Raw genomic sequence first — 20222 nt, 5'->3', positions numbered from 1 at the left:
TGCCGGTCGCGGCGACCGACGCTTCCGGGCCGGGTGCAGTGCGGGCGAGGGCTCGCGGCCGGCTGCGGGACGTCAGCGCCGCGTGTCCGCCAGGTCGGAAGTCGACGGCCCTTCGAGCAGCTTCCCGTCGGCCGTGAAACGCGAACCATGGAGCGGGCAGTCCCAGGACCGCTCGGCGTCGTTCCAGGCCAGGACGCCGCGCAGGTGCGGGCAGACGGCCGAGACGCGATGCTGGACGCCGTCGACCGTGCAGATCCCGACGGGCCGTGCACCCTCCCGGATGACGCGCCCCTCGCCCTCGCCGGGTGCTGAGGAGCCGGTCTTCGCGAGACCCGACAGCCACCCGGTCACCAGGCCCACGCCCACGACGGCGTTCGCCTGGGCGGTCTGGAGCGCGTCCGCAGGGCTGACCTTCGTCCGGTAGAGCGTCTGGGCCCACGGCATGTTGCCCCCGAGGATCTCGGAGGACAGAGCCAGTGACGCCGCGACGGCGTTCGTCATGCCCCACTTGTTGTAGCCCGTCGCCGCGTAGATGTGCCCGCCGCCGGCCGGGACCTTGCCGACGTAGGGCACGGCGGCGGCAGGGGCGTAGTCCTGGGCGGACCAGGCGTAGGCGGGCCGCGCCGTGGGGAAGTACTCCTGCGCCCAGCGCGTGAGGTCGTCCACCCGGCCCTGGGTGTTCGAGCTGTGCCCCACCCGGTGGCCGTTGCCGCCCGCGATCAGGTACTTGGTCCCGTCCACCGTCGCCGTGCGCAGGGAACGGGTGGGCGAATCGACGCTGAGGTACATGTCCTCGGGGACGTCGTCCTGCACGGTCAGGGCGACGCAGTACGAGCGCATGGGCTGCAGGACGGCGAAGTAGCCGCCCCGGTCCAGGATCGGGATGCCCGTGGCGAGCACCACGTTCGACGCCGTCACGGCACCAGCACTGGTCTTCAGCTCCACGCCCTCGGACCCGGTCTTCGCGACGCCCTCGACCCGGACGCCCTCGATCAGTGCACCGCCGTGCCGCCGGAGCTCCGACGCCAGGCCGGCCAACACCTCGAGCGGGTGGAACTGCGCCTGGTTCTTCAGGCGCAGCGTCTTGCGGACGGGGAAGGGAAGGTCGGCGGCAACGCCGAGTTCGGTGGCGAGGCCCGCCTCAGTGCATGCCTCGTGCTCGGCGACGAGCTTGCGGGCGCCGGTGTCGGTGGTCGCGTAGTTGACGGCGTCGCGCGTCTCGTAGCCAATCCCGTGCTCGTCGCAGAAGCGCAGGAGCCAGCTCTGGCCCTCGCGGTTGCCCAGAACGTAGGCACGGGCGAGTTCGGCGTCGTGGTGTTGCAGGATGGTCGAGATGCTGGTTCCCTGCAGGAGGGAGAGCTTCGCCGTGGTGTTGCCCGTGGTCACGGCTCCGGCGGTCCGGGCCTCGAGGACCGCCACACGGTGGCCCGCCCGTGCCAGCAGGAGCGCCGTCGTCAGGCCCGTCAGTCCCGCTCCCACCACCACGGAGTCGTACGCGGCGCCGTCCTGCAGGGTGTCGGACGGAATGTGCGGAGCGGTGTCGAGCCAGAGCGATCTCATGGTGGTCCCTTCGCGAGCCGATCGGTCTTCCCACGGAACCACTAAGCATGCTTACAGTCAAGCGGTCCGAGGGCCTGTCGGAGGCGGGCGATAGGGTTGCCCGCGACGACCATTCCCTTCAGGAAGGCACCCTCCGTGCACGTCCAGCTCGTCCTCCCGCAGCAGCTGTTCGAGGAGCACCTCGAGGCGTCCCCGGACACGCACTTCGTGTTCCTCGAGGACGACCTCCTGTTCCGCAGCCTCCGGTTCCACCAGCAGAAACTCGTCCTGCACCGGGCGGCCATGACCCTCTTCGCGCGCCGCGTGGAGGACGCCGGCTTCGGCGTGGACTACGTGGAGACCTCGGCCGAGCACGCCAGCCAGGAACGCCTGTCCGCCGTGCTCGCCGATCGCGGGGCCACCCTCGTGACCCACTATGACGTCGTGGATGATTGGCTCGAGCGCCGCCTCACTCGCACCCTCGCCGACGCCGCGGTCGAGGCACGCATCCTGGAGACGCCGCAGTTCCTCACGCCGCGGGAGCTCATCGGCACCTACTTCTCCTCGCACAACTGGCGGATGCAGACCTTCTACGAGTGGCAGCGCAAGCGACTGGGCATCCTGGTGGAGGCCGACGGCTCCCCGACGGGCGGGAAGTGGAGCTTCGACACCGAGAACCGGAAGAAGCTGCCGAAAACGATCGCCCTGCCGGACCTGCCGCAGTTCGAGCGGCTGCCGGACGTCACGGCAGCCATCGCCTGGGTGCAGTCGGCGTTCCCCGACAATCCCGGCAACGCGGAGTCCTTCAACTGGCCCGTGACCCACGGCCAGGCCTTCGACGCCCTGGAAGCCTTCCTCGTCGAACGGTTCGAGCTCTTCGGCCCGTACGAGGACTCGATCGCCGTCAGCCAGACCTACCTGTTCCACTCGGCGCTGAGTTCCAGCATGAACACCGGGCTCCTCAGCCCTGCCGACGTGGTGGACCTCGCGCTCGACTTCGCCGAGCGGCATGAGACGCCGATCGCCAGTGTGGAGGGTTTTCTCCGCCAGGTCATCGGCTGGCGGGAGTACATCCGTGCGTCCTACGTACTCCGCGGCCGGGAGATGCGGACCGGCAACACCCTGGAGCTGACGGCCGACCTGGACCCCCGCTGGTGGACCGGGGATACCGGGCTGGAACCGGTGGACTCCGTCATCACGCGTGTCCTCGACACCGCGTACGCCCACCACATCGAGCGCCTCATGGTGCTCGGCAACGCGGCCCTGCTGATGCGGGCTCGGCCCGACGCCGTCTACGAGTGGTTCATGGAGATGTTCATCGACGCGTACGACTGGGTGATGGTGCCCAACGTCTATGCCATGAGCCAATATGCGGCCGGCACCATGATCACGACCAAGCCCTATGTCAGCGGCAGCAACTACATCAAGAAGATGAGCGACTTCAAGGACGGCCCCTGGCGGTTCAGTTGGGACGCGCTCTACTGGGAGTTCGTCGGCGATTACCGGGAACTGTTCGCCCGCAATCCGAGGTCGCGCATGAGCGTGATGCTCTACGACCGCATGGACGCCGAGCGGCGATCCGACCTGCGTCAGGAGGCGGCACGATGGATCCCGGGTGAGGAATCGACGGCGGCGGACGGGTACCGCCACGGCGTGCACACCGGCGCGCGCACGCGGACGGAGGCGAGGGCACCGCTGGAGGAGCGCCCGGCGGACGCGCGGCCGGCGCAGGAGGCACCGGTGACCCAGTCCACCCTGCCCGGCCTATAGTCGAAAGCATGGAACAACGAACCCTTGGAAGAACCAACAGGCCCGTCTCCGTCGTCGGCCTCGGTACCTGGCAGCTCGGCGCCGACTGGGGTGAGGTGGAGGACAAGGACGCCGTCGCCGTCCTCGACGCGGCCGTCGAAGCCGGCGTGACGTTCTTCGACACGGCGGACGTGTACGGTGACGGGCGGAGCGAGACGACGATCGGGTCATTCCTCGCCGCCAATCCGGACCTCGACATCCTCGTGGGCACCAAGATGGGCCGCCGGGTCGACCAGGTGCCCGAGAACTACACCCTGTCCAACTTCCGGCAGTGGATCGACCGCTCGCGGAAGAACCTCAGCGTCGACGCCCTCGACCTCGTTCAGCTGCACTGCCCGCCGACCGCCGTCTACGGTTCCGACGAGGTGTTCGACGCCCTCGACACCCTCGTCGACGACGGTGTCATCAGGAACTACGGCGTCAGCGTGGAGCGCACGGACGAGGCGCTCGCCGCGATCGCCCGGGGCAACACCGCCAGCGTGCAGATCATCCTCAATGCGTTCCGGCTGAAGCCGCTCGACGAGGTCCTGCCGGCAGCCAAGGCGGCGGGGGTCGGCATCATCGCCCGCGTGCCCCTGGCATCGGGCCTGCTGTCCGGCAAGTACACGAAGGACACCGCGTTCGCCGAGAACGACCACCGGAACTACAACCGGACCGGCGCGGCGTTCGACGTCGGCGAGACCTTCTCCGGCGTGGACTACGAGACCGGACTGCAGGCAGCACGTGACTTCGCGGAACTCGTCCCGGAGGGCGTGAGCACGGCGCAGGCCGCGCTTGCCTGGATCATCGCGCAGGACGGCGTCAGCACCGTGATCCCCGGAGCGCGCAATCCCGAGCAGGCCCGGGCCAATGCTGCGGCCGCCGACTCCGTGGGCCTCGGTGCGGAGATCAGCGCCGCCGTGGCCGACATCTACGACCGCCACTTCCGGGCCACCGTCCATCCGAAGTGGTGACCCGCGGCCGGTGACCCGCGGGCCGGAACCCGTCCTTCGGGACGGGTTCCGGTAACCCCGGCCCTGGGCTAGGGTGTGCAGTACCTAAGTCAGACGGAGTTAGAGGACGTCTGTCATTGTTGGCTCATCCACGAAGGAATCGACATGACTGAGAACACCTCGCCCGCCGGCGAATCGCACACCATCCGCGACTGGACCGACCTCGCCGAGGAGATGTGGTCCTACCTGACCGGCCGGGGCGCCGCGATCAACTACACCCTGCAGGACATGACCATCGAGGTGCCGCGCGATATCGGCCCCGACGCTCCCCGCGCCACCTGGAAGTTCGACGGCACGCTGCGCATCACCACGAGCGACAACACCGCCGGCACCTCCCAGAGCTGAACCGCCCCGACCGACATGGCCTCGTCACTCAGGTTCGACATCGACATCGACTTCTCGCTGGCGGAGCCGGCCACCGACGGCAAACCGGAGGCGAGACTGTCCGGCACCGTGAAGGCGGCCGGCACCACGGTCGACGTCTTCGTCGACGATCCCGGGTCCTTCCGCGGCACCAACCTCCCCAGCCTGGGGCAGGTGCGCGGTTTCGCCGAGCAGCTCGCAGCGCGCGGCCTCGCACTCTCGGTGACCGGGCCCAATGGGCCCCTGATCAGCCTCGGCGCAGTGAAACCCTCCCTCGCGCAGCGGCTGATCACGAGGTCCCCGCACATCAGGCTCGGCTCGCCCGGCACGCTCGCGCCGCTGCTCGGCGTCGGCCGCCGCGCACTCGAGAAGGGTGCGTCGCCCTCGGCCCCTTCGCAGTCGCTCCTTCCCCCGTCGACGCCGCTCCCGCTGGTGCCAACCGTCAACCGACGGATCAGGCGGACGATCACGACGACGCACTACGTGCGCGGCGGGGGCCGCCCGCGGCTGATCTTCGTGCAGAACTCCGCGACCTGGAACGGCCAGGTTCCGCGTGAATTCGAACTCACCGCCGATCGCACCACGATCGGAAGCGGTGACGACGCGATGCTGCACCTGGCAGGCCTGGACGACCTCCACGCCGAGGTCCTCCACACGGAGGACGACGAGTACGTGCTCGTCCCCCACGGGGTCGTCACGGGAAGCATGGGGGGCCGGCAGGAATCGGTCCTCCGCACCGGCGCGCGCATCCTGCTCGGCGAGTGGGCGCTGGCCTACTTCCGTGAGGAGTACGCCGACCACGGTCGGCCCTTCGGCGGGCGCAACGGCGGGGAACTCGCCTACCAGCGGCCGCAGCGTGATCCACGGACGGGCAGTACCGAGGTGGACGGATCCACGGGCGTCGGCGACTTCCGGCGCCCGCCGCGCTGAGCACGGTGCATGCACCGGACGCGTCGCAGGGACCGGTAGGAGGACAAGCACGGCATGGCCGATAGCGTCGAACTCCTGCTGGGCCCGGCGTCGGAGGGATTCCTGCTCGACGACTGGGCCGCGCTGGAGGCAGCAGGCCTGCCCAACCAGTCACAGCACCAGTCCTTCAGCAACGCCCCGCACATCACGCTCGCGGCTGCCGCACGGATCGACGACCGCTACGACGCCGACCTCGCCGCCGCCGCCGTGGGGGAAGCGCTGGAACTGGTGACGGCCGGCTTCCTCGTCTTCCCGACGCGACGGAAGTTCGTTCTCGCGCGGCAGGTCGTGGCAGACCCCGCCCTGACCGATCTGCACCGTCGCCTCTGGGGAGCCCTCGACGGCGTCCCGGACGTCGTGCCGACCACCGTTCCCGGGTCCTGGACGCCGCACATCACGCTCGGTCACGGACTCACCGCGGACCAGTTGGCCGTAGCCCTCGGCATCCTGCGGGACCGTCCGCCGGAGCGGCTCGACGCCGGGATCGTCCGGCGCTGGGACGCGAAGGAGAAGCGCCTCATCCAGCTGGGCGGGGGAGCGGGGCCTCCGCGCTCAGGAGACCTCGGCCCGCAGTGACGCCGGATGGACCAGGACGCCCTGCGGTTCGCGGATCCACCAGAGCCCGGTCGCGCGCTTCTCCGCGCGCGTCGAGAAGCGGTACAGGAAGATGCGGGCCCGGACATAGCGCGGCCGGGCGCCGTCGAACGGGTCCTTGCGCAGCAGCTTCAGGATCAGCGGATCCGCCTGCAGCAGCTTGACCAGGAACGGTGTGAACCAGCCCCGCTCGGAGCCGAGGGCCAGGAACCACATCATCCAGTCGAGCCGCAGGTGGTACGGGGCGAACTGGCGCGGCATGCGGGACGGGTCTCCCGGCTTGCCCTTGAACTCGTACTCCCGCCACTGGGCGCCCGGTCCGACGTCGTCGAGCGTTCCCTCGACGATCACCTCGTAACGGACCTTCGTGACGCTGCCGAACGCGCCGTAGGCGTTGCCGAGGTGCCAGCGGTTGAAGCTCGCGTTCATCAGCTGCCGTTTCGCGAACAGGTTCAGGAGCGACGGCCAGCTCAGATAGGCGAGGAACAGCATGGCGAGCACGACGACGGCGGTGAACTCCAGCGGGGTCCCCTCGTAGGTCCCGGCGGCGTCGAAGGCCGGGACCACCGCGGCGTAGAAGGAATCGGGGACGGCGGCGAAGGCCAGGATGATCGTCAGCGTGTTGAGCCACGCGAAGTTGCCCGACAGCACGAGCCAGCCCTGCGTGAGGATCATGACGAGGGCCGCGAATCCGGCGACGGGCTGCGGTGCGAAGAGGAGGAACGGGACCACGAGCTGCGTCACGTGGTTGCCCGCCACCTCCAGGCGGTGCAGCGGCTTGGGCAGCAGGTGGAAGAAGCGGCTGGCCGGGTTCGGCATGGGCTGGGTCTCGTGGTGGTAGTACAGCGCCGTCAGGTCGCGCCAGGAGCGGTCGCCGCGCATCTTGATCATGCCCGCCCCGAATTCGAGGCGGAAGACGAGCCAGCGGATCATCAGCAGGACCAGGAAGGGCGGGGCGACCTCGTTCGATCCGAGGAACGCGACGATGAACCCGGCCTCGAGGAGGAGGCTCTCCCAGCCGAAGCCGTAGAAGGTCTGTCCCACGTTGACGATCGAGGTGTAGAGCCACCAGATGACGAGGAAGGCCACCAGGGGCAGCCATGGCGGCCCCGCCTGCGGGAGCCCGGCCACGAGCAGTGCGGCGATGGCCGCCCCGGACCAGGCGACGGTCAGCAGCAGCCGGTCGGAGTAGCGCCGGTGGAACAGTGAGGGACCGGCCCGCTTCCCGGCCCGTTCGAGGAACTCCGGGACGGGCATCAGGCCCTTCTCGCCGAGGAGCGCCGGGAACTGCGCCACCGCGGACAGGAATGCCACGAGGTACACGGCCGCGACGCCGCGCTGCACGATCTGCCGGCCCACCTCGTAGTCCTCGGCCGCCAGGACGTCGGTCAACCACTCCATTCCTCCAGCGTCCTGTTGCCGCCGAGGCAGCGTCAAGGACACGTCCGTACGCCATGGAGCGGTGCGTCGTGCTAGCGGCGTCGGACCGTTCTTCGGACGCTCCCTGGCGGGCCTGCGGGCACCGGCCCGGGCCGGATCAGCCCAGGTGGTCCACGAGCTGCGCGGCGATCCCGGTGTAGGTGGCGGGGGAGAGGTCCAGGAGCCGCTGCTCGGCCTCGGCGCTGAGCCCCAGGCTGCCGACGAACTCCCGCATGCGTCCCGCGTCCACGCGGTGGCCGCGGGTCAGTTCCTTCAGGCGCTCGTACGGATCGTCGAGCCCCGGCACCCCGGCGATCGCCTCGGCCCGCATGACCATCTGCACGGCCTCCCCGAGGACCTCCCAGTTGCCGTCGAGGTCCGCAGCGAGGACGTCCTCGGCCACGTCGAGGCGGGCGAGTCCCTTTGCCACGTTCGAGATGGCGAGCAGTGAATGGCCCAGGGCCACGCCGATGTTGCGCTGGCTCGAGGAGTCCGTGAGGTCCCGCTGCCAGCGTGAGGTCACGAGGGTCGACGCCAGGACGTCGAGCAGTGCCGAGGAGATCTCCAGGTTGGCTTCCGCGTTCTCGAAGCGGATCGGGTTGACCTTGTGGGGCATGGTGGACGAGCCCGTCGCGCCGGCCACCGGGATCTGGGCGAAGTAGCCGATGGAGATGTAGCTCCAGACGTCGGTGCAGAAGTTGTGCAGGATCCGGTTGAACCGGGCGACGTCCGAGTACAGCTCCGCCTGCCAGTCGTGCGATTCGATCTGCGTCGTGAGGGGGTTCCAGGTCAGCCCGAGACCCTCGACGAAGGACCGAGACACCTCCTGCCAGTCGGCCTGCGGGACCGAGGCGTAGTGCGCGGCATAGGTGCCCGTTGCGCCGTTGATCTTGCCGAGGAACTCCGTCGAGGCGATGCGGTCCAGCTGCCGGTTCAGGCGATGGGCGACGACGGCCATCTCCTTGCCGAGCGTGGTGGGCGTCGCCGGCTGGCCGTGCGTGCGCGAGAGCATCGGGGTGTCCCTCGAGGTCCTGGCCAGCTCCGCGATCGAGGCGACGAGGTCCCGTGCGGCGGGGAGCCAGATGTCCAGCACGGCACCCTTGATGCCGAGGGCATAGGACAGGTTGTTGATGTCCTCCGAGGTGCAGCCGAAGTGGACCAGGGGCTTCAACCGGCCGATGCCGATGCCCTCGAGGCGCCGTCCGATGTAGTACTCCACGGCCTTGACGTCGTGGACCGTGACCTTCTCGATCTCGCCGAGTTCGGTGACCGAGTCCGCGTCGAAGGACGTGACGACGGCGCGGAGCCGGGCCTCCTGGTCCTCGTTGAGCGGCTCCGTGCCGGGCAGCACGGCGGACCGTGTGAGGTGGATCAGCCATTCGACCTCGACATGGACGCGGTCGCGGTTGAGGGCCGCTTCCGAGAGGAAGTCGATGAGCGGGGCAACCGCTTCACGGTACCGGCCGTCGAGCGGACCGAGGGTCAGGGACGTGGCCTCCCCTCGGGACTGTGCAGCGAATTCAACCCGGGAGAGCGTGGAGTCAGCCATTGCGCCATTCTTTCACGAGGCCGGCCCCGGAGTTCACGCTGCTGTCCACATACCTGCGGCCCCGCCGGCCCGGCGCCCTGCGTGTTCCTAGCGTTGGGGAACGGCCAGGAAAGGGGCACGGCGATGGAGCGGCTGGAGGCGGGTCCGGCGTTCGGACACGGAGCGGCGGCGGGCGCGGACGTCGCCGCCCTGACGGCAGCCGTGCGGTGGCATGCCGGCAGGCTCGCCGGCATCCGGCGGCATGCACTGTCCGTCTCCCTGTGGTCCTGGGAATCCCCGGCAGGGGACAACTTCAGGTCCTACCTCGGCGAGCGCTGCAGGGAACTCTCCCGGACGATCGACCTGCTCGAGTCGGCAGCCCGCGACCTCGACGAGTACGGCCGGCTGGTCCTCGAGGCGGAAGCATTCCGGCGGCAGGCAGGACTGTGACGGACGGGCTCCGCCCCGTGGAGGGCGACGACGGCCCCCTGACCGTCCGCGGCGGCGTCGGCGGTATCCGTTTCCAGTGGGAGGAACTCGAGGAGGCGGCCCGCGTGCTCTCCCTCCTCGCAGTGGAGGCAGGGGATGTCGCAGTCTCCCTCGCGCGCCTCGATCGCGAGGTGTGCGAACTGCCCTGGCGGGTCCTGCACCTCCAGCCCCTCGGGGCCGGTGCGGGACTGCACTACCAGGACGCACTCTCGCAGCTCGACGGCGCGCGGACGACCGCTGCCGACAACGGGCGCTCCCTGGCCTCGACGGAGGAACGGCTCCGGGCGAGCCTGCGGGCCTACCGGATGGCGGATACCGTGGCGACAGCGGCCGCGGATGCGGCGCGGGCCGGGAGTGCGGCGACGATCCGCGCGGTTGCCCGCGGAGCGATCAGCGGGGGAGTGGTGGAGGTCGGTCCGATCGCACTGCGGAACCGGGCGGCCGGCACTCCGGTGGCGTTCGACGGGACGGTCGAGGGCGTCGTCGGCCGGTTGGCCTCGGTGGAGGCCGACGACCCGGGGACCTTCGAGGTCCTCCGGGCAGGCACCGCGGGCAGCCCGGTCTACGTCGTCGTGCTGCCGGGAACGCAGCCCGGACCGGGGGAGGCGGCGGGAAGCAATCCCTTCGACATCGGCGGCATCGCGGAGGCGCTCGCGGAAGACAGCCGCTTCACCGGGGCGGCCGTCCTGGATGCCCTCGGGCGGGCCGGCGCCCATCCCGGTGATTCCCTGATCGTCGCGGGGTACAGCCAGGGTGGCCTCCACGCCGTCAACCTCGCCGGCGCGATGGGCGGGCGGTACGACGTGCAGCTCGTCCTGACGGTGGGTTCTCCCACCGGCTGGCACGCATCCGGCAGCAGCGAGTACCTCCACCTGGAACACAGCGCCGACGCCGTCCCGGAGCTCGATTCGACCCTCAACAGCGACGACCGCCACCGCACCACCGTCACCCTGCACACCCCGGTGCCGGACCCCGGGCGCAGCACGGACGGGTCGCAGGAGCCGTGGGGCCTCGGCCCGGCGCACAAGCTGGACAACTACGCGGAAGGGGCCCGCCTCGTCGACGCGAGCGAGGCGCCGTCGCTTGCGCCCGCGACGGCCCTCCTCGCCGCGGCCGGCGCCGCCGGAACCGCGCGCCGCTATTCCTTCAGGGCGTTCCGGCGTCCCCGCCCGGCAGGGGCACCGGGACCCCGCGTGCACACGGGGCGCAGGGAAGCCGGTCTAGGCTATGGCCATGACGTCGATCGATGACCTGCCGGTAACGCCCTCCGACGAGCCGGGCGCGGGCAGCGGCCCCGCCGGAATCCGTCCCCGCGGTGTCCTCGGCAAGCTTCCCCGCTACGCGGCCGGCAAGCCGCCGGTCGTCGTCGAGGGGCTGGAGAGCTTCAAGCTCTCGTCGAACGAGAACCCCCTGCCGCCGCTGCCCGCCGTCCTCGAGGCGATCGCGTCCGAGACGTCGATCAACCGGTACCCGGACCCGCTGACCACAGCCCTGCGGACCGAACTGGCGGGCTACCTGGGTGTCCCCGCCACCGACATCGTGACCGGCGCGGGCAGCCTGGGCGCCCTCAACCAGATCCTCGCCACCTTCGCGGGGCAGAACGATTTCGATGCACCCGACGAGGTGGTCTACGCCTGGCGGTCGTTCGAGGCCTATCCCATCAGCGTCGGACTCGCCGGTGCGGCCGGCGTCCAGGTGCCGGTCCGGGCGGACGGCACGCACGACCTCGAGGCCATGGCCGCGGCGATCACCGACCGGACGCGCGTCGTCCTGCTCTGCACGCCCAACAACCCCACCGGTCCCATCCTCACCCGCCGGGAGGTCGTCGACTTCCTGGCGGAGGTGCCCCCGCACGTCGTGGTCGTGATCGACGAGGCCTACCAGGAGTTCGTCCGCCGCCCGGACGCCGTCAACGGCATCGACCTCTACCGGGACTACCCGAACGTGATCGTGCTCCGCACCTTCTCCAAGGCCCACGGCCTGGCGGGGCTGCGGGTCGGGTACTCCGTCTCCCAGCAGGCGCTCACCGAGCACCTGAGGGTCAGCGCCGTCCCGTTCGCCGTGTCACAGATCGCCGAGCACGCTGCCGTCACCTCGCTGCACCACATCGGGGATGTCGAGGCGCGCGTGCAGTCGATCGTCGACGAGCGCACCCGTGTGGTGGAGGGGCTGCGCGGTCTCGGGTGGACCGTGCCCGAAGCCGAGGGGAACTTCGTCTGGCTGGCGCTGGGCGAGCACAGCGAGGACTTCGCGGCGAAGGCAGGGGAACGGGCCCTGTCGGTACGCCCCTTCGGCTCGGAGGGCGTGCGGGTCTCCATCGGCGAGGAGGCCGCGAATACGCGCTTCCTCGAGCTGTGCAGAGGCTACACGCACCGGCCCGTCAGCGAGTGATGCGGTCTTAAATAGGCCCAGGGCCCCGCGCTGACTAGTCTTGATCAGTACGTCGCCGGGACATATGTTCTTCGGTGTATGGCTTACAGCATACATTCCTCGAAGGGAATGTTCTGCGTCGGGTGAGGAGCAGGGATGAACAGCAGCCGATTGCCGGCAGCGGAATTCGAGGTCGAGGAAGTCGGGCGTGCTGTGCACTCCGCCGGTGGCCGGCAGGAACCCGACGCCGGGATGCTGCAGATCCTCTCGGCCGACGGGACCATGGCCGGCGGGCTGACGGCGGAGATCGCCGGCAGCACCATCGACTTCTCCCCGTACCTCTCGGCCTCCGATGCCGCACATCTGCGTTCGCTCTACCGCGACATGTTCCTGATCCGTCGCTTCGACCAGGAGTCCACGGCCCTGCAGCGCCAGGGCCAGCTCGCCCTCTGGGTGCCGCTGACCGGGCAGGAGGCCGCGCAGATCGGCTCCGGACGTGCCCTGGAGCCGCAGGACTACGCCTTCCCCACCTACCGGGAGCACGGCGTGGCCCTGACGCGCGGCGTCGAACTCCCGGACATCCTCCGCCTGTTCCGAGGCGTGACCAACGGCGGCTGGGATCCGCGCGAGCGGAACTTCCACCTCTACACGCTGGTGCTCGCGGCGCAGTCCCTGCACGCCGTCGGCTATGCGATGGGCATGCAGCGGGACCAGCTCGCCGACCCGTCCCTGCCGCCGGCGGCTTCCATCGCCTACTTCGGCGACGGGGCGAGTTCCGAGGGTGACATCCACGAGTCGATGGTGTTCGCCGCGTCCTTCAACGCCCCCGTCGTGTTCTTCTGCCAGAACAACCAGTGGGCCATCTCCGTCCCGTCCAGCGTCCAGACCCGGGTGCCCCTCGCCCAGCGGGCGGAGGGCTACGGGTTCCCGGGCATCCGCGTGGACGGCAACGACGTGGTCGCCGTCGAGGCCGTCACGCGCTGGGCGCTCGAACATGCCCGGTCCGGACAGGGCCCGGTCCTGATCGAGGCCTACACCTACCGCATGAGCGCCCACACGACCGCGGACGACCCGACGAAGTACCGGCTGTCACGCGACGAGCAGGAGTGGCAGCCCCGGGACCCCCTGGTGCGGCTCGAGTCCTACCTCCGATCGGCAGGGATGGCGGACGATGCCTTCTTCGAGGAGCTCGGCGCGGAGGCCCGTGCCATGGCCACGGAGCTGCGCCAGGCCGTGCTGTCGATGACGGCCCCGGAACTCGCGGACCGTTTCGCCACCGTCTACGCAGAACCGCATCCGCTCGTCCAGGAGGAGCTGCGGTTCTTCCAGGAGTACGAGGCCGGGTTCGCCGATGAAGGGAAACACGCCTGATGGCGACGATGACGATCGCGAAGGCGATCAACGAGGGGCTGCGGGCGTCGCTCGCGTCGGATCCGAAGACCCTGCTGATGGGTGAGGACATCGGGGAGCTCGGGGGCGTGTACCGCGTGACGGACGGCCTGAAGCGGGACTTCGGGGCGCTGCGGGTGGTCGACTCGCCGCTGGCCGAGTCCGGCATCATCGGCACGGCCATCGGCCTGGCCCTGCGCGGGTACCGTCCCATCTGCGAGATCCAGTTCGACGGCTTCGTCTTCCCGGGCTTCAACCAGATCACCACGCAGCTCGCCAAGCTGCGGACCCGCAGCGACGGCATGCTCAGCGCTCCCGTTGTCATCCGCATCCCGTACGGCGGCGGCATCGGCAGCGTCGAGCACCACTCGGAGTCCCCCGAGGCGCTCTTCGCGCACACGGCCGGACTCCGGATCATCACGCCGTCGAACCCCCAGGACGCCTACTGGATGATCCAGCAGGCCGTCAACTGCGAGGACCCCGTGATCGTCTTCGAGCCGAAGCGGCGTTACTGGCTCAAGGGTGAGGTGGACACGTCCGCCCCCGCGGGGGACCCGTTCTCCGCCCAGGTCCTGCGCCGGGGAACGGACGCGACCGTCGTCGCCTACGGACCGCTGGTCCCCGTGGCCCTCGCCGCTGCAGCGGCTGCGGAGGCGGACGGCCGGAGCATCGAGGTCATCGACCTCCGCTCCATCTCGCCGATCGACTTCGACACCGTCACGGAGTCGGTCACCCGCACCGGCCGGCTGATCGTCGCGCACGAGGCTCCCACCTTCGGCGGCATCGGCGGCGAGATCGCCGCGCGGATCTCCGAGCGTGCCTTCCTGTCCCTCGAATCGCCCGTCATCCGCGTAGGCGGCTTCCACATGCCCTACCCCGTGGCCCGTGTGGAGGAACAGTACCTGCCGGACATCGACCGCATCCTCGAGGCACTCGACCGTGCCTTCGCTTACTGAAGGACCATCATGACGCTCAATACGTTCAACCTGCCCGACGTCGGTGAGGGCCTCACCGAGGCAGAGATCGTGCAGTGGAAGGTGGCTCCCGGGGCTACGGTGTCCGTGAACGACGTCATCTGCGAGATCGAGACCGCCAAGTCCCTCGTCGAGCTCTCCTCGCCCTATGCGGGGACCGTCGCCGAACTGCTCGTGGCCGAGGGGGAGACCATCGAGGTCGGCACGCCGATCATCTCCGTCGAGGACTCCGCCGTCTCCGTGCCGGGTGTCGGCGGGAGTGGCGGCGCAGCGCGCGGATCCCAGGACGGTGCGGCAGCGCCCGGGAACGGGGTGCAGGGCGGCGTGGACCACCAGCCGCCGGCTAAAGGCCACGTGCCGGACGGCGAGCTGCCGGTGCCCGGCATGCCCGGCGAGCTCGGAGGGCTGGAGGCGGGTCACCCGGCCGGCCCGGGGGCCGACGCCCCCGAACCAGCCGCATCCGAATCGGCCCCGGGTCCCCTCGTGGGCACCGGACCGAAGGCCGACGCCGTCAAGCGCCGGCCGCGGAAGGCGCCGGCAGCCGCCGGCGCCGGCACGGAGCTGCCGAGCCCTGCGGCGAATCCTCCGGCGAATCCTCCGGCGAATCCGACGGCAGGCACGTCTGCCGCGCAGCCCGCGGAGGCGGGCACGCCCTCGCGGAGCAATCCGCTCAACCAGCTGATCAACCGCGTCCTGGCGAAACCCCCGGTCCGCAAGGCAGCGCGCGACCTGGGCATCAACCTCGCCGACGTCCCCGCCACGGGATCCGCGGGGGAGGTCACGAAGCAGGACCTCATGAGCTACCAGTCGCAGCGCGACGCGGAGCAGGACGGGGCCGATTCCTTCTGGGCCGACCGCAAGCTCCTCGGCGGCGGGCGGATCGAGCGCATCCCGGTGAAGGGCGTGCGCAAGGCCACGGCGAAGGCCATGGTCCAGAGCGCCTTCACGGCCCCCCACGTCAGCATCTTCGTGGACGTCGACGCCTCCCGGACCATGGAATTCGTGAAGCGGCTCAAGGCATCCCGCGACTTCGAGGGCATCCGGGTCTCGCCCCTGCTCATCCTCTCCAAGGCCGTCATCTGGGCCGCGGCACGCAACCCGTCGGTCAACGCCACCTGGGCGGAGGACGAGATCCATGTGAAGCACTTCATGAACCTCGGCATCGCCGCCGCCACCCCGCGCGGCCTCATGGTTCCGAACATCAAGGACGCGCAGGACCTGTCCCTGAAGGAACTGGCGCTGGCCCTGAACGACCTCGCGACGACGGCGAGGGCGGGCAAGACGCAGCCGGCCCAGATGCAGGGCGGCACGCTGACCATCACCAACATCGGGGCACTCGGCATCGACACTGGAACGCCGATCATCAACCCGGGCGAGGTGGCGATCGTGGCGTTCGGCACGATCAAGCAGAAGCCCTGGGTGCTCGACGGCGAAGTCATCCCCCGCTGGATCACGACCCTGGGCGGCTCCTTCGACCACCGCGTGGTGGACGGCGACCTCAGTGCCCGTTTCATGGCCGACGTCGCCTCCATCCTCGAGGAGCCCGCCCTGCTGCTCGACTAGGGGCGCATGAACCAGCAGGTGCCCGGCGGAGGGCCGCCCTGCTGACGCCGCGGCAGGAGGCCCGGCGGCACGCGCACGCCGGGCCCCCGCTTGCCGGGAATCAGGCCCGGCTCTCCTCGATCGCTGCACGCAGGATCGGTGCGAGGCGCCGGACGCCCTCGACGATGTCCTCGGGTGCCACGGCGCTGAAGGCGAGGCGCAGCTTGTTGGACGGCTCGTCCGACGGGGTGAAGGCGGCTCCGGGGATGAAGACCACGCCGGCGTCGATCGCCCTGTAGAGCAGGGGATAGGTGTCGATGCCCTCGGGAAGGGTGACCCAGACGAAGAATCCACCGTCGGGGGTGGTCCAGTGGACCCCGTCGGGCAATTCCTCGGCCAGGGCGGTGAGCATGGCATCGCACCGCTCGCGGTAGAGGCTGCGCATGGTGTGCAGGTGCCCGCGCCAGTCGTAGTCGGTGAGGTAGGCGGTCACCAGCATCTGCGTGAGGGGGGACGGGCAGAGCACCACGGCCTCGCAGGCGAGGTAGAACCGGCGGTAGAGGTGCTTGGGCACCAGGGCCCAGCCGAGCCTCACGCCGGGCGCGAAGATCTTCGAGAAGGAGCCCAGGTAGATGACGTCGTGGGGGTTGTCCGCGCGCATGGGCCGCAGCGGCTCGCCGTCGAAGCGCAGCATGCCGTAGGGGTTGTCCTCGAGGACGAGGATGTTGTGCGCGCGGCAGATGTCGACGACGCGCTGCCGTCGGTCCGCGGCCAGGGTGATGCCGCTCGGGTTGTTGAAGCTGGGGATCGTGTAGAGCATCTTGATCACCCGTCCCTGCGCCTCGAGCGCCGTGATGGTGCGCTCCAGTTCATCGGGGATCAGGCCGTCGTCGTCCATGGGGACCGCGACGACGTCCACCTCGTACGCCTCGAAGGTGTTGAGCGCCCCGACATAGGTCGGGTCCTCGCAGAGGATGACGTCCCCCGGATTGCAGAAGACCTTGGCGGCGACGTCCTGGGCGGATTGCGACCCCGTGGTGATCACGACGTCGTCGGGGTCGGCCCCCTCGATGCCCTCCGCCGCCATGACGTCGCAAACGAGCTGACGGAGTTGCTCCATGCCCTGCCCGCCGCCGTACTGGAGCGCCTCGAGGCCGTGCTCCGCGATGATCGTCTGGGCCGTGCGGCCGAGCTCCTCGAGCGGCAGGGACTTCAGGTACGGGCTGCCGCCTGCGAGGGAGACGAGCCCGGGGCGGATCGAGATGTCGAAGACGTCGCGTACGGCGGACTGCTTGATGTTCGCCGCCCGTACCGAGAAGAGCTGCTCGTGGCGGTTGTGCGAATCGACTGCCCGTTCGAGAGCTGCTTCGGTCTCGGCGGGCAGGAGGTCTGCGGAGGCTTCACTGGAGGACATCCCGCGAGTCTAGGCGCGGGTTCACCAAGAGGCAACAGCTGTTGACCAGAGGCCCCGGTCTGCCGCGCCGGGATGCCCCGCTCAGACCCAGCCCGCCTCGCGGGCCTTCAGGGCGGCCTGGAACCGGCTCTCCGCGCGGAGCGTTTCCAGCATCCAGGCGATGTGCCGACGACAGGTCCGCACGTTGATATCCAGGCGCCGTGCGATCGACTCGTCCGACAGGCCGTTCGCCAGTCCCTGGATAATCGAGCGCTGCAGGCTGCTCAGGGGCGACCCGACCTGGTCGGGAGCGAGGAAGGACTCGCTGAGTTCCCAGGCGATGTCGAACAGCTGCGTGAAGATGTTGATCAGGCTGTGGTCCCGAATGACCAGGGCGGCCTTGTCGTCCCGCGTCAGCTGGCGCGCCACCAGGGCCAGCTTGTCATCGAAGATGAGCATGCGCAGGGGGATGAAGGGCAGGACGCCGAATTCGCCGCCCCCGGCCGCGATCGCCTCGACGGCCTTGCGGGTCGGCACGTGGTCCCGCGTGCTCGTGTCGTAGAGCGTACGCCGTCGTACGCCGTTCTCCAGCAGTTCCAGGTCCTTGCGGACGCTCTCCTCGTGGACATCCGCCGTCGAGCCCTGTCCCGGCTGGGCGATGTAGACCTTCTCCGTGACGTCACGCCCGTAGTCGATGAGGACCCGGTGGATGAGGTGGGGGTCCTCGAGCGTCTCCACGGAGGTACTGGCGAGCACGTTCTTCCGCGCCTCGAGGAACGTGGGCAGGAGGCTGGAGAGTTCACGCCGCTGGCTGCTGATGCGCGACTTCAGTTCCTGCATGGCACGCTCGTCCGCGTCGACGAGGTCGGCGAGGGCGACGTCGGGGGACACCGCGACCAGTCCCGCGGCGCTGCCGGCCTGCGGGCTGAGCAGGCGGCGGTCGGAGAGGGCGGCGATGGCCTGGTCGATGCGGCGCAGGGTCAGGCCCAGCGCATCCGAGGCTTCGGAGCGGGTCCAGCCGGGATGTCCGACGGCGTACCGGTAGACCTCGAGCGACGTCGCGTCCAGCATAGGCAGTCCTTGTCCGGGCCGCTGTGATGCCAGCGGCATCATTGCGCAGGAAAAAACATGACATGTCCAGTTAATGACAGATGAGCGTGGCAGGCAATTCCGGCAGGTCGCAAATCCTCATAATCCCCGTCGTTCCGCGGATTTCCGGGGCGGAAAGCGGTTCACCGCCGGCTCGGGCAGCGAACCCGAGTCCTCTTGACGCCATGTCCACAAACGGCCATCCGTACTGCTGGACACTACCTGCACGGGCCGGACATTCTGGTGGAGCCGGTTCACGGGGAGGCGCGAGAGGGGTCTCCCGCAGGAATCGGGCACTGCGGTGCAGGAGCAGCTCGACCGCCCGGACAGCGGGCAGGAAAGGATCGCGATGAAAAAGGTACTCGGTGCAACTGCGGGCCTGATGATCCTGGTCGGGGCTGCTGCACCGGCGGGCCAGTCGATCAGCGCAGCAAGCTGGGATTGGCCCAAGGGCGAGGTCGCAGCGAGTAGCTGGGACTGGCCCAAGTAACAGGAGGCCCCGGACTAGAGCCCGGAGGCCCCACCCAGAGCCCGCCCCAGCGGGGGTAATCACAGACCCTGAAGGAGAGAGCCATGAGCCAGTTGACCGCCGTTCGAACCGCCTCACGAATGGTCGTCAGCACTCAATGGTGGCATCTCTCCCTCTCGACGGGTGGCTTCGATGTAGCGGACGGCATCATCGAAGAGCTGGTTACCCCGCTGGTGGCGCAGGCCCGGGCACTCGGTGCCAAACGCTGGTATTTCACCCGGGTCGACGACGCGCCCACCGGCCAGGTTCGCCTCAGCATCCACGCTCATCCCCGTGTCCTCGAACGGCTCCGGGCCTTCCAGCGGGCACTCCAGGCACGCAGCGGAGGCAGCTTCCCCCTGCTGGCGGTCCACCAGCAGTTCACGGCCCCGGTCAACAACACCTATTACTCAGGCGGCCAGGAGATGGCCGATCCGCAGCTCGAGGCGAACCTGGTCAAGTACGGCGGCGTCGAGGGCCTGCACCTCGCGGAGGAGGTATTCGAGCTCAGCTCGGAACTCGCGCTGTGGGCCACCGCTCGCTTCCCCCGGATGCAGAGCCGCTCCGCCCTCGGTGCACTTCTCCTGTTCGACGCCGCGGACAGCATGATGCGAGGACCGCACTCGGCCACGTGGCCCGACCGCCTCCGGCTCTCCTGGGATGCCTACTGGGACGGCCACCTCCGGACCTGTACCGCCGACGTCGGCCCCCGCGCCCCAGGCGTGCGCGAGGCGATGACCCTGCGCGTCGCCACCAAGTCGACGGGCTTCCATGCCCTGATGGCGGCGACGGCTGCGGAGTCCACCGTGCACAACTGGCGGCGCCGGTGGGTCCGGTCCCTCGATACCTACCTGTACCGCGCGGACAAGGTCCGCGTGAGCCGCAGTGCGCAGCATCTCACCGTGTACCAGGCGCACATGACGCTCAACCGGCTCGGTTTCGTTGCCCGGGAGGAGGCCGCCCTGGGACTGTATGCACGGACCTGGCAGCCGCTGACCGAGCTCGCCGGACCTCGTACCGCTCCATCGTCCCGTTCGGAACTCTCAAGCGGAAGGACTGCACCATGAACTCCAGGAACACCATCGTGCTGGCACTTGACGATGCCGACCTCTCGGACGCCCTCGGGTGTTCCTCGGAGGCCGTCGAATCCATGCAGAACGACGGCGTCCTCGAGTCCCAGGGTCAGCTCTGGGAGATCGGTCCGGCCAGGGACTACCTGCGTGACGCCGCCTGGGCCGACAGCCTCTGGCACTGA

Annotated in this window: 19 protein-coding genes; 14 read left to right on the top strand and 5 right to left on the bottom strand. The window is 69.6% G+C overall.

Going from position 1 to position 20222, the window contains the following annotated elements; translation table 11 throughout:
* Positions 1-72: 72 nt before the first annotated feature.
* The gene (locus tag ACX80J_RS04895; RefSeq protein WP_459347050.1) at positions 73-1560 is read right to left on the bottom strand and encodes an FAD-dependent oxidoreductase; all 1488 of its coding nucleotides are present in this window, start codon (positions 1558-1560) and stop codon (positions 73-75) included.
* A 135-nt stretch (positions 1561-1695) separates the two neighbouring features.
* On the opposite strand from ACX80J_RS04895, the gene ACX80J_RS04890 reads away from it, so the two are divergent.
* The 5 genes from ACX80J_RS04890 (at position 1696) to ACX80J_RS04870 (ending at position 6248) form a co-directional block, all read left to right on the top strand.
* Positions 1696-3309, top strand: coding sequence for a cryptochrome/photolyase family protein (locus ACX80J_RS04890; protein WP_459347049.1), 1614 nt, complete (start codon positions 1696-1698; stop codon positions 3307-3309).
* An 8-nt stretch (positions 3310-3317) separates the two neighbouring features.
* On the top strand, positions 3318-4301 hold the full coding sequence (locus ACX80J_RS04885; RefSeq protein ID WP_459347048.1) for an aldo/keto reductase: 984 nt from the start codon (positions 3318-3320) through the stop codon (positions 4299-4301).
* Between the two features lie 144 nt (positions 4302-4445).
* The gene (locus tag ACX80J_RS04880) at positions 4446-4685 is read left to right on the top strand and encodes a hypothetical protein (RefSeq protein WP_459343936.1); all 240 of its coding nucleotides are present in this window, start codon (positions 4446-4448) and stop codon (positions 4683-4685) included.
* Positions 4686-4700: 15 nt separating this feature from the next.
* Complete coding sequence (locus tag ACX80J_RS04875) at positions 4701-5633, top strand: FHA domain-containing protein (RefSeq protein WP_459347047.1); 933 nt, start codon at positions 4701-4703, stop codon at positions 5631-5633.
* Positions 5634-5687: 54 nt separating this feature from the next.
* On the top strand, positions 5688-6248 hold the full coding sequence (locus tag ACX80J_RS04870; RefSeq protein ID WP_459347046.1) for a 2'-5' RNA ligase family protein: 561 nt from the start codon (positions 5688-5690) through the stop codon (positions 6246-6248).
* Here the strand turns inward: ACX80J_RS04870 and ACX80J_RS04865 are convergent.
* Both ACX80J_RS04865 and purB read right to left on the bottom strand, forming a co-directional pair.
* Complete coding sequence (locus tag ACX80J_RS04865; RefSeq protein ID WP_459343933.1) at positions 6225-7667, bottom strand: lipase maturation factor family protein; 1443 nt, start codon at positions 7665-7667, stop codon at positions 6225-6227. The genes ACX80J_RS04870 and ACX80J_RS04865 overlap by 24 nt on opposite strands.
* A gap of 136 nt (positions 7668-7803) precedes the next feature.
* Positions 7804-9234: an adenylosuccinate lyase gene (purB, locus tag ACX80J_RS04860; protein ID WP_459347045.1), complete on the bottom strand. Its 1431-nt coding sequence runs from the start codon at positions 9232-9234 to the stop codon at positions 7804-7806.
* A gap of 123 nt (positions 9235-9357) precedes the next feature.
* On the opposite strand from purB, the gene ACX80J_RS04855 reads away from it, so the two are divergent.
* The 6 genes from ACX80J_RS04855 (at position 9358) to ACX80J_RS04830 (ending at position 15998) form a co-directional block, all read left to right on the top strand.
* Positions 9358-9663 carry a hypothetical protein gene (locus ACX80J_RS04855; protein ID WP_459347044.1) on the top strand — a complete coding sequence of 102 codons (306 nt, stop codon included), beginning with the start codon at positions 9358-9360 and terminating at the stop codon, positions 9661-9663.
* Entirely contained in the window at positions 9660-10952 is a 1293-nt protein-coding gene (locus tag ACX80J_RS04850; RefSeq protein ID WP_459347043.1) for a hypothetical protein, read from the top strand. The genes ACX80J_RS04855 and ACX80J_RS04850 overlap by 4 nt, the downstream gene beginning before the upstream one ends.
* On the top strand, positions 10936-12093 hold the full coding sequence (locus ACX80J_RS04845; RefSeq protein WP_459347042.1) for a histidinol-phosphate transaminase: 1158 nt from the start codon (positions 10936-10938) through the stop codon (positions 12091-12093). The genes ACX80J_RS04850 and ACX80J_RS04845 overlap by 17 nt, the downstream gene beginning before the upstream one ends.
* Before the next feature lie 135 nt (positions 12094-12228).
* Positions 12229-13443 carry a pyruvate dehydrogenase (acetyl-transferring) E1 component subunit alpha gene (pdhA, locus tag ACX80J_RS04840; RefSeq protein WP_459347041.1) on the top strand — a complete coding sequence of 405 codons (1215 nt, stop codon included), beginning with the start codon at positions 12229-12231 and terminating at the stop codon, positions 13441-13443.
* Positions 13443-14417: an alpha-ketoacid dehydrogenase subunit beta gene (locus ACX80J_RS04835; protein ID WP_459347040.1), complete on the top strand. Its 975-nt coding sequence runs from the start codon at positions 13443-13445 to the stop codon at positions 14415-14417. Before pdhA ends, ACX80J_RS04835 begins: the two co-directional genes overlap by 1 nt.
* A 9-nt stretch (positions 14418-14426) precedes the next feature.
* Positions 14427-15998, top strand: coding sequence for a dihydrolipoamide acetyltransferase family protein (locus tag ACX80J_RS04830; protein WP_459347039.1), 1572 nt, complete (start codon positions 14427-14429; stop codon positions 15996-15998).
* Positions 15999-16098: 100 nt separating this feature from the next.
* Here the strand turns inward: ACX80J_RS04830 and ACX80J_RS04825 are convergent, their stop codons facing one another.
* The gene (locus ACX80J_RS04825; RefSeq protein ID WP_459347038.1) at positions 16099-17391 is read right to left on the bottom strand and encodes an aminotransferase-like domain-containing protein; all 1293 of its coding nucleotides are present in this window, start codon (positions 17389-17391) and stop codon (positions 16099-16101) included.
* A gap of 81 nt (positions 17392-17472) precedes the next feature.
* Positions 17473-18441 carry a helix-turn-helix transcriptional regulator gene (locus ACX80J_RS04820; protein WP_459347037.1) on the bottom strand — a complete coding sequence of 323 codons (969 nt, stop codon included), beginning with the start codon at positions 18439-18441 and terminating at the stop codon, positions 17473-17475.
* A 367-nt stretch (positions 18442-18808) separates the two neighbouring features.
* On the opposite strand from ACX80J_RS04820, the gene ACX80J_RS04815 reads away from it, so the two are divergent.
* From ACX80J_RS04815 to ACX80J_RS04805, 3 genes are all read left to right on the top strand, one after another.
* Complete coding sequence (locus ACX80J_RS04815; RefSeq protein WP_459343923.1) at positions 18809-18949, top strand: hypothetical protein; 141 nt, start codon at positions 18809-18811, stop codon at positions 18947-18949.
* A gap of 83 nt (positions 18950-19032) precedes the next feature.
* Positions 19033-20034 (top strand): lantibiotic dehydratase C-terminal domain-containing protein, encoded by a 1002-nt coding sequence (locus ACX80J_RS04810; RefSeq protein ID WP_459347036.1) that lies wholly within the window; start codon positions 19033-19035, stop codon positions 20032-20034.
* The gene (locus tag ACX80J_RS04805; protein ID WP_301225027.1) at positions 20031-20222 is read left to right on the top strand and encodes a hypothetical protein; all 192 of its coding nucleotides are present in this window, start codon (positions 20031-20033) and stop codon (positions 20220-20222) included. Before ACX80J_RS04810 ends, ACX80J_RS04805 begins: the two co-directional genes overlap by 4 nt.

This window comes from Arthrobacter rhamnosi (genome assembly GCF_054510975.1).
Note: the sequence above shows the minus strand (reverse complement) of the source record. Positions and strands in the feature narration are given on the sequence as shown.

What these genes read in the sequence shown, in the direction of transcription:
- ACX80J_RS04895 (WP_459347050.1), bottom strand. Translation starts at nt 1,560, where the DNA reads ATGAGATCGCTCTGGCTCGACACCGCTCCGCACATTCCGTCCGACACC.
- ACX80J_RS04885 (WP_459347048.1), top strand. Translation starts at nt 3,318, where the DNA reads ATGGAACAACGAACCCTTGGAAGAACCAACAGGCCCGTCTCCGTCGTC.
- ACX80J_RS04880 (WP_459343936.1), top strand. Translation starts at nt 4,446, where the DNA reads ATGACTGAGAACACCTCGCCCGCCGGCGAATCGCACACCATCCGCGAC.
- ACX80J_RS04875 (WP_459347047.1), top strand. Translation starts at nt 4,701, where the DNA reads ATGGCCTCGTCACTCAGGTTCGACATCGACATCGACTTCTCGCTGGCG.
- ACX80J_RS04870 (WP_459347046.1), top strand. Translation starts at nt 5,688, where the DNA reads ATGGCCGATAGCGTCGAACTCCTGCTGGGCCCGGCGTCGGAGGGATTC.
- ACX80J_RS04865 (WP_459343933.1), bottom strand. Translation starts at nt 7,667, where the DNA reads ATGGAGTGGTTGACCGACGTCCTGGCGGCCGAGGACTACGAGGTGGGC.
- purB (WP_459347045.1), bottom strand. Translation starts at nt 9,234, where the DNA reads ATGGCTGACTCCACGCTCTCCCGGGTTGAATTCGCTGCACAGTCCCGA.
- ACX80J_RS04855 (WP_459347044.1), top strand. Translation starts at nt 9,358, where the DNA reads ATGGAGCGGCTGGAGGCGGGTCCGGCGTTCGGACACGGAGCGGCGGCG.
- ACX80J_RS04845 (WP_459347042.1), top strand. Translation starts at nt 10,936, where the DNA reads ATGACGTCGATCGATGACCTGCCGGTAACGCCCTCCGACGAGCCGGGC.
- pdhA (WP_459347041.1), top strand. Translation starts at nt 12,229, where the DNA reads ATGAACAGCAGCCGATTGCCGGCAGCGGAATTCGAGGTCGAGGAAGTC.
- ACX80J_RS04835 (WP_459347040.1), top strand. Translation starts at nt 13,443, where the DNA reads ATGGCGACGATGACGATCGCGAAGGCGATCAACGAGGGGCTGCGGGCG.
- ACX80J_RS04830 (WP_459347039.1), top strand. Translation starts at nt 14,427, where the DNA reads ATGACGCTCAATACGTTCAACCTGCCCGACGTCGGTGAGGGCCTCACC.
- ACX80J_RS04825 (WP_459347038.1), bottom strand. Translation starts at nt 17,391, where the DNA reads ATGTCCTCCAGTGAAGCCTCCGCAGACCTCCTGCCCGCCGAGACCGAA.
- ACX80J_RS04820 (WP_459347037.1), bottom strand. Translation starts at nt 18,441, where the DNA reads ATGCTGGACGCGACGTCGCTCGAGGTCTACCGGTACGCCGTCGGACAT.
- ACX80J_RS04815 (WP_459343923.1), top strand. Translation starts at nt 18,809, where the DNA reads ATGAAAAAGGTACTCGGTGCAACTGCGGGCCTGATGATCCTGGTCGGG.
- ACX80J_RS04810 (WP_459347036.1), top strand. Translation starts at nt 19,033, where the DNA reads ATGAGCCAGTTGACCGCCGTTCGAACCGCCTCACGAATGGTCGTCAGC.
- ACX80J_RS04805 (WP_301225027.1), top strand. Translation starts at nt 20,031, where the DNA reads ATGAACTCCAGGAACACCATCGTGCTGGCACTTGACGATGCCGACCTC.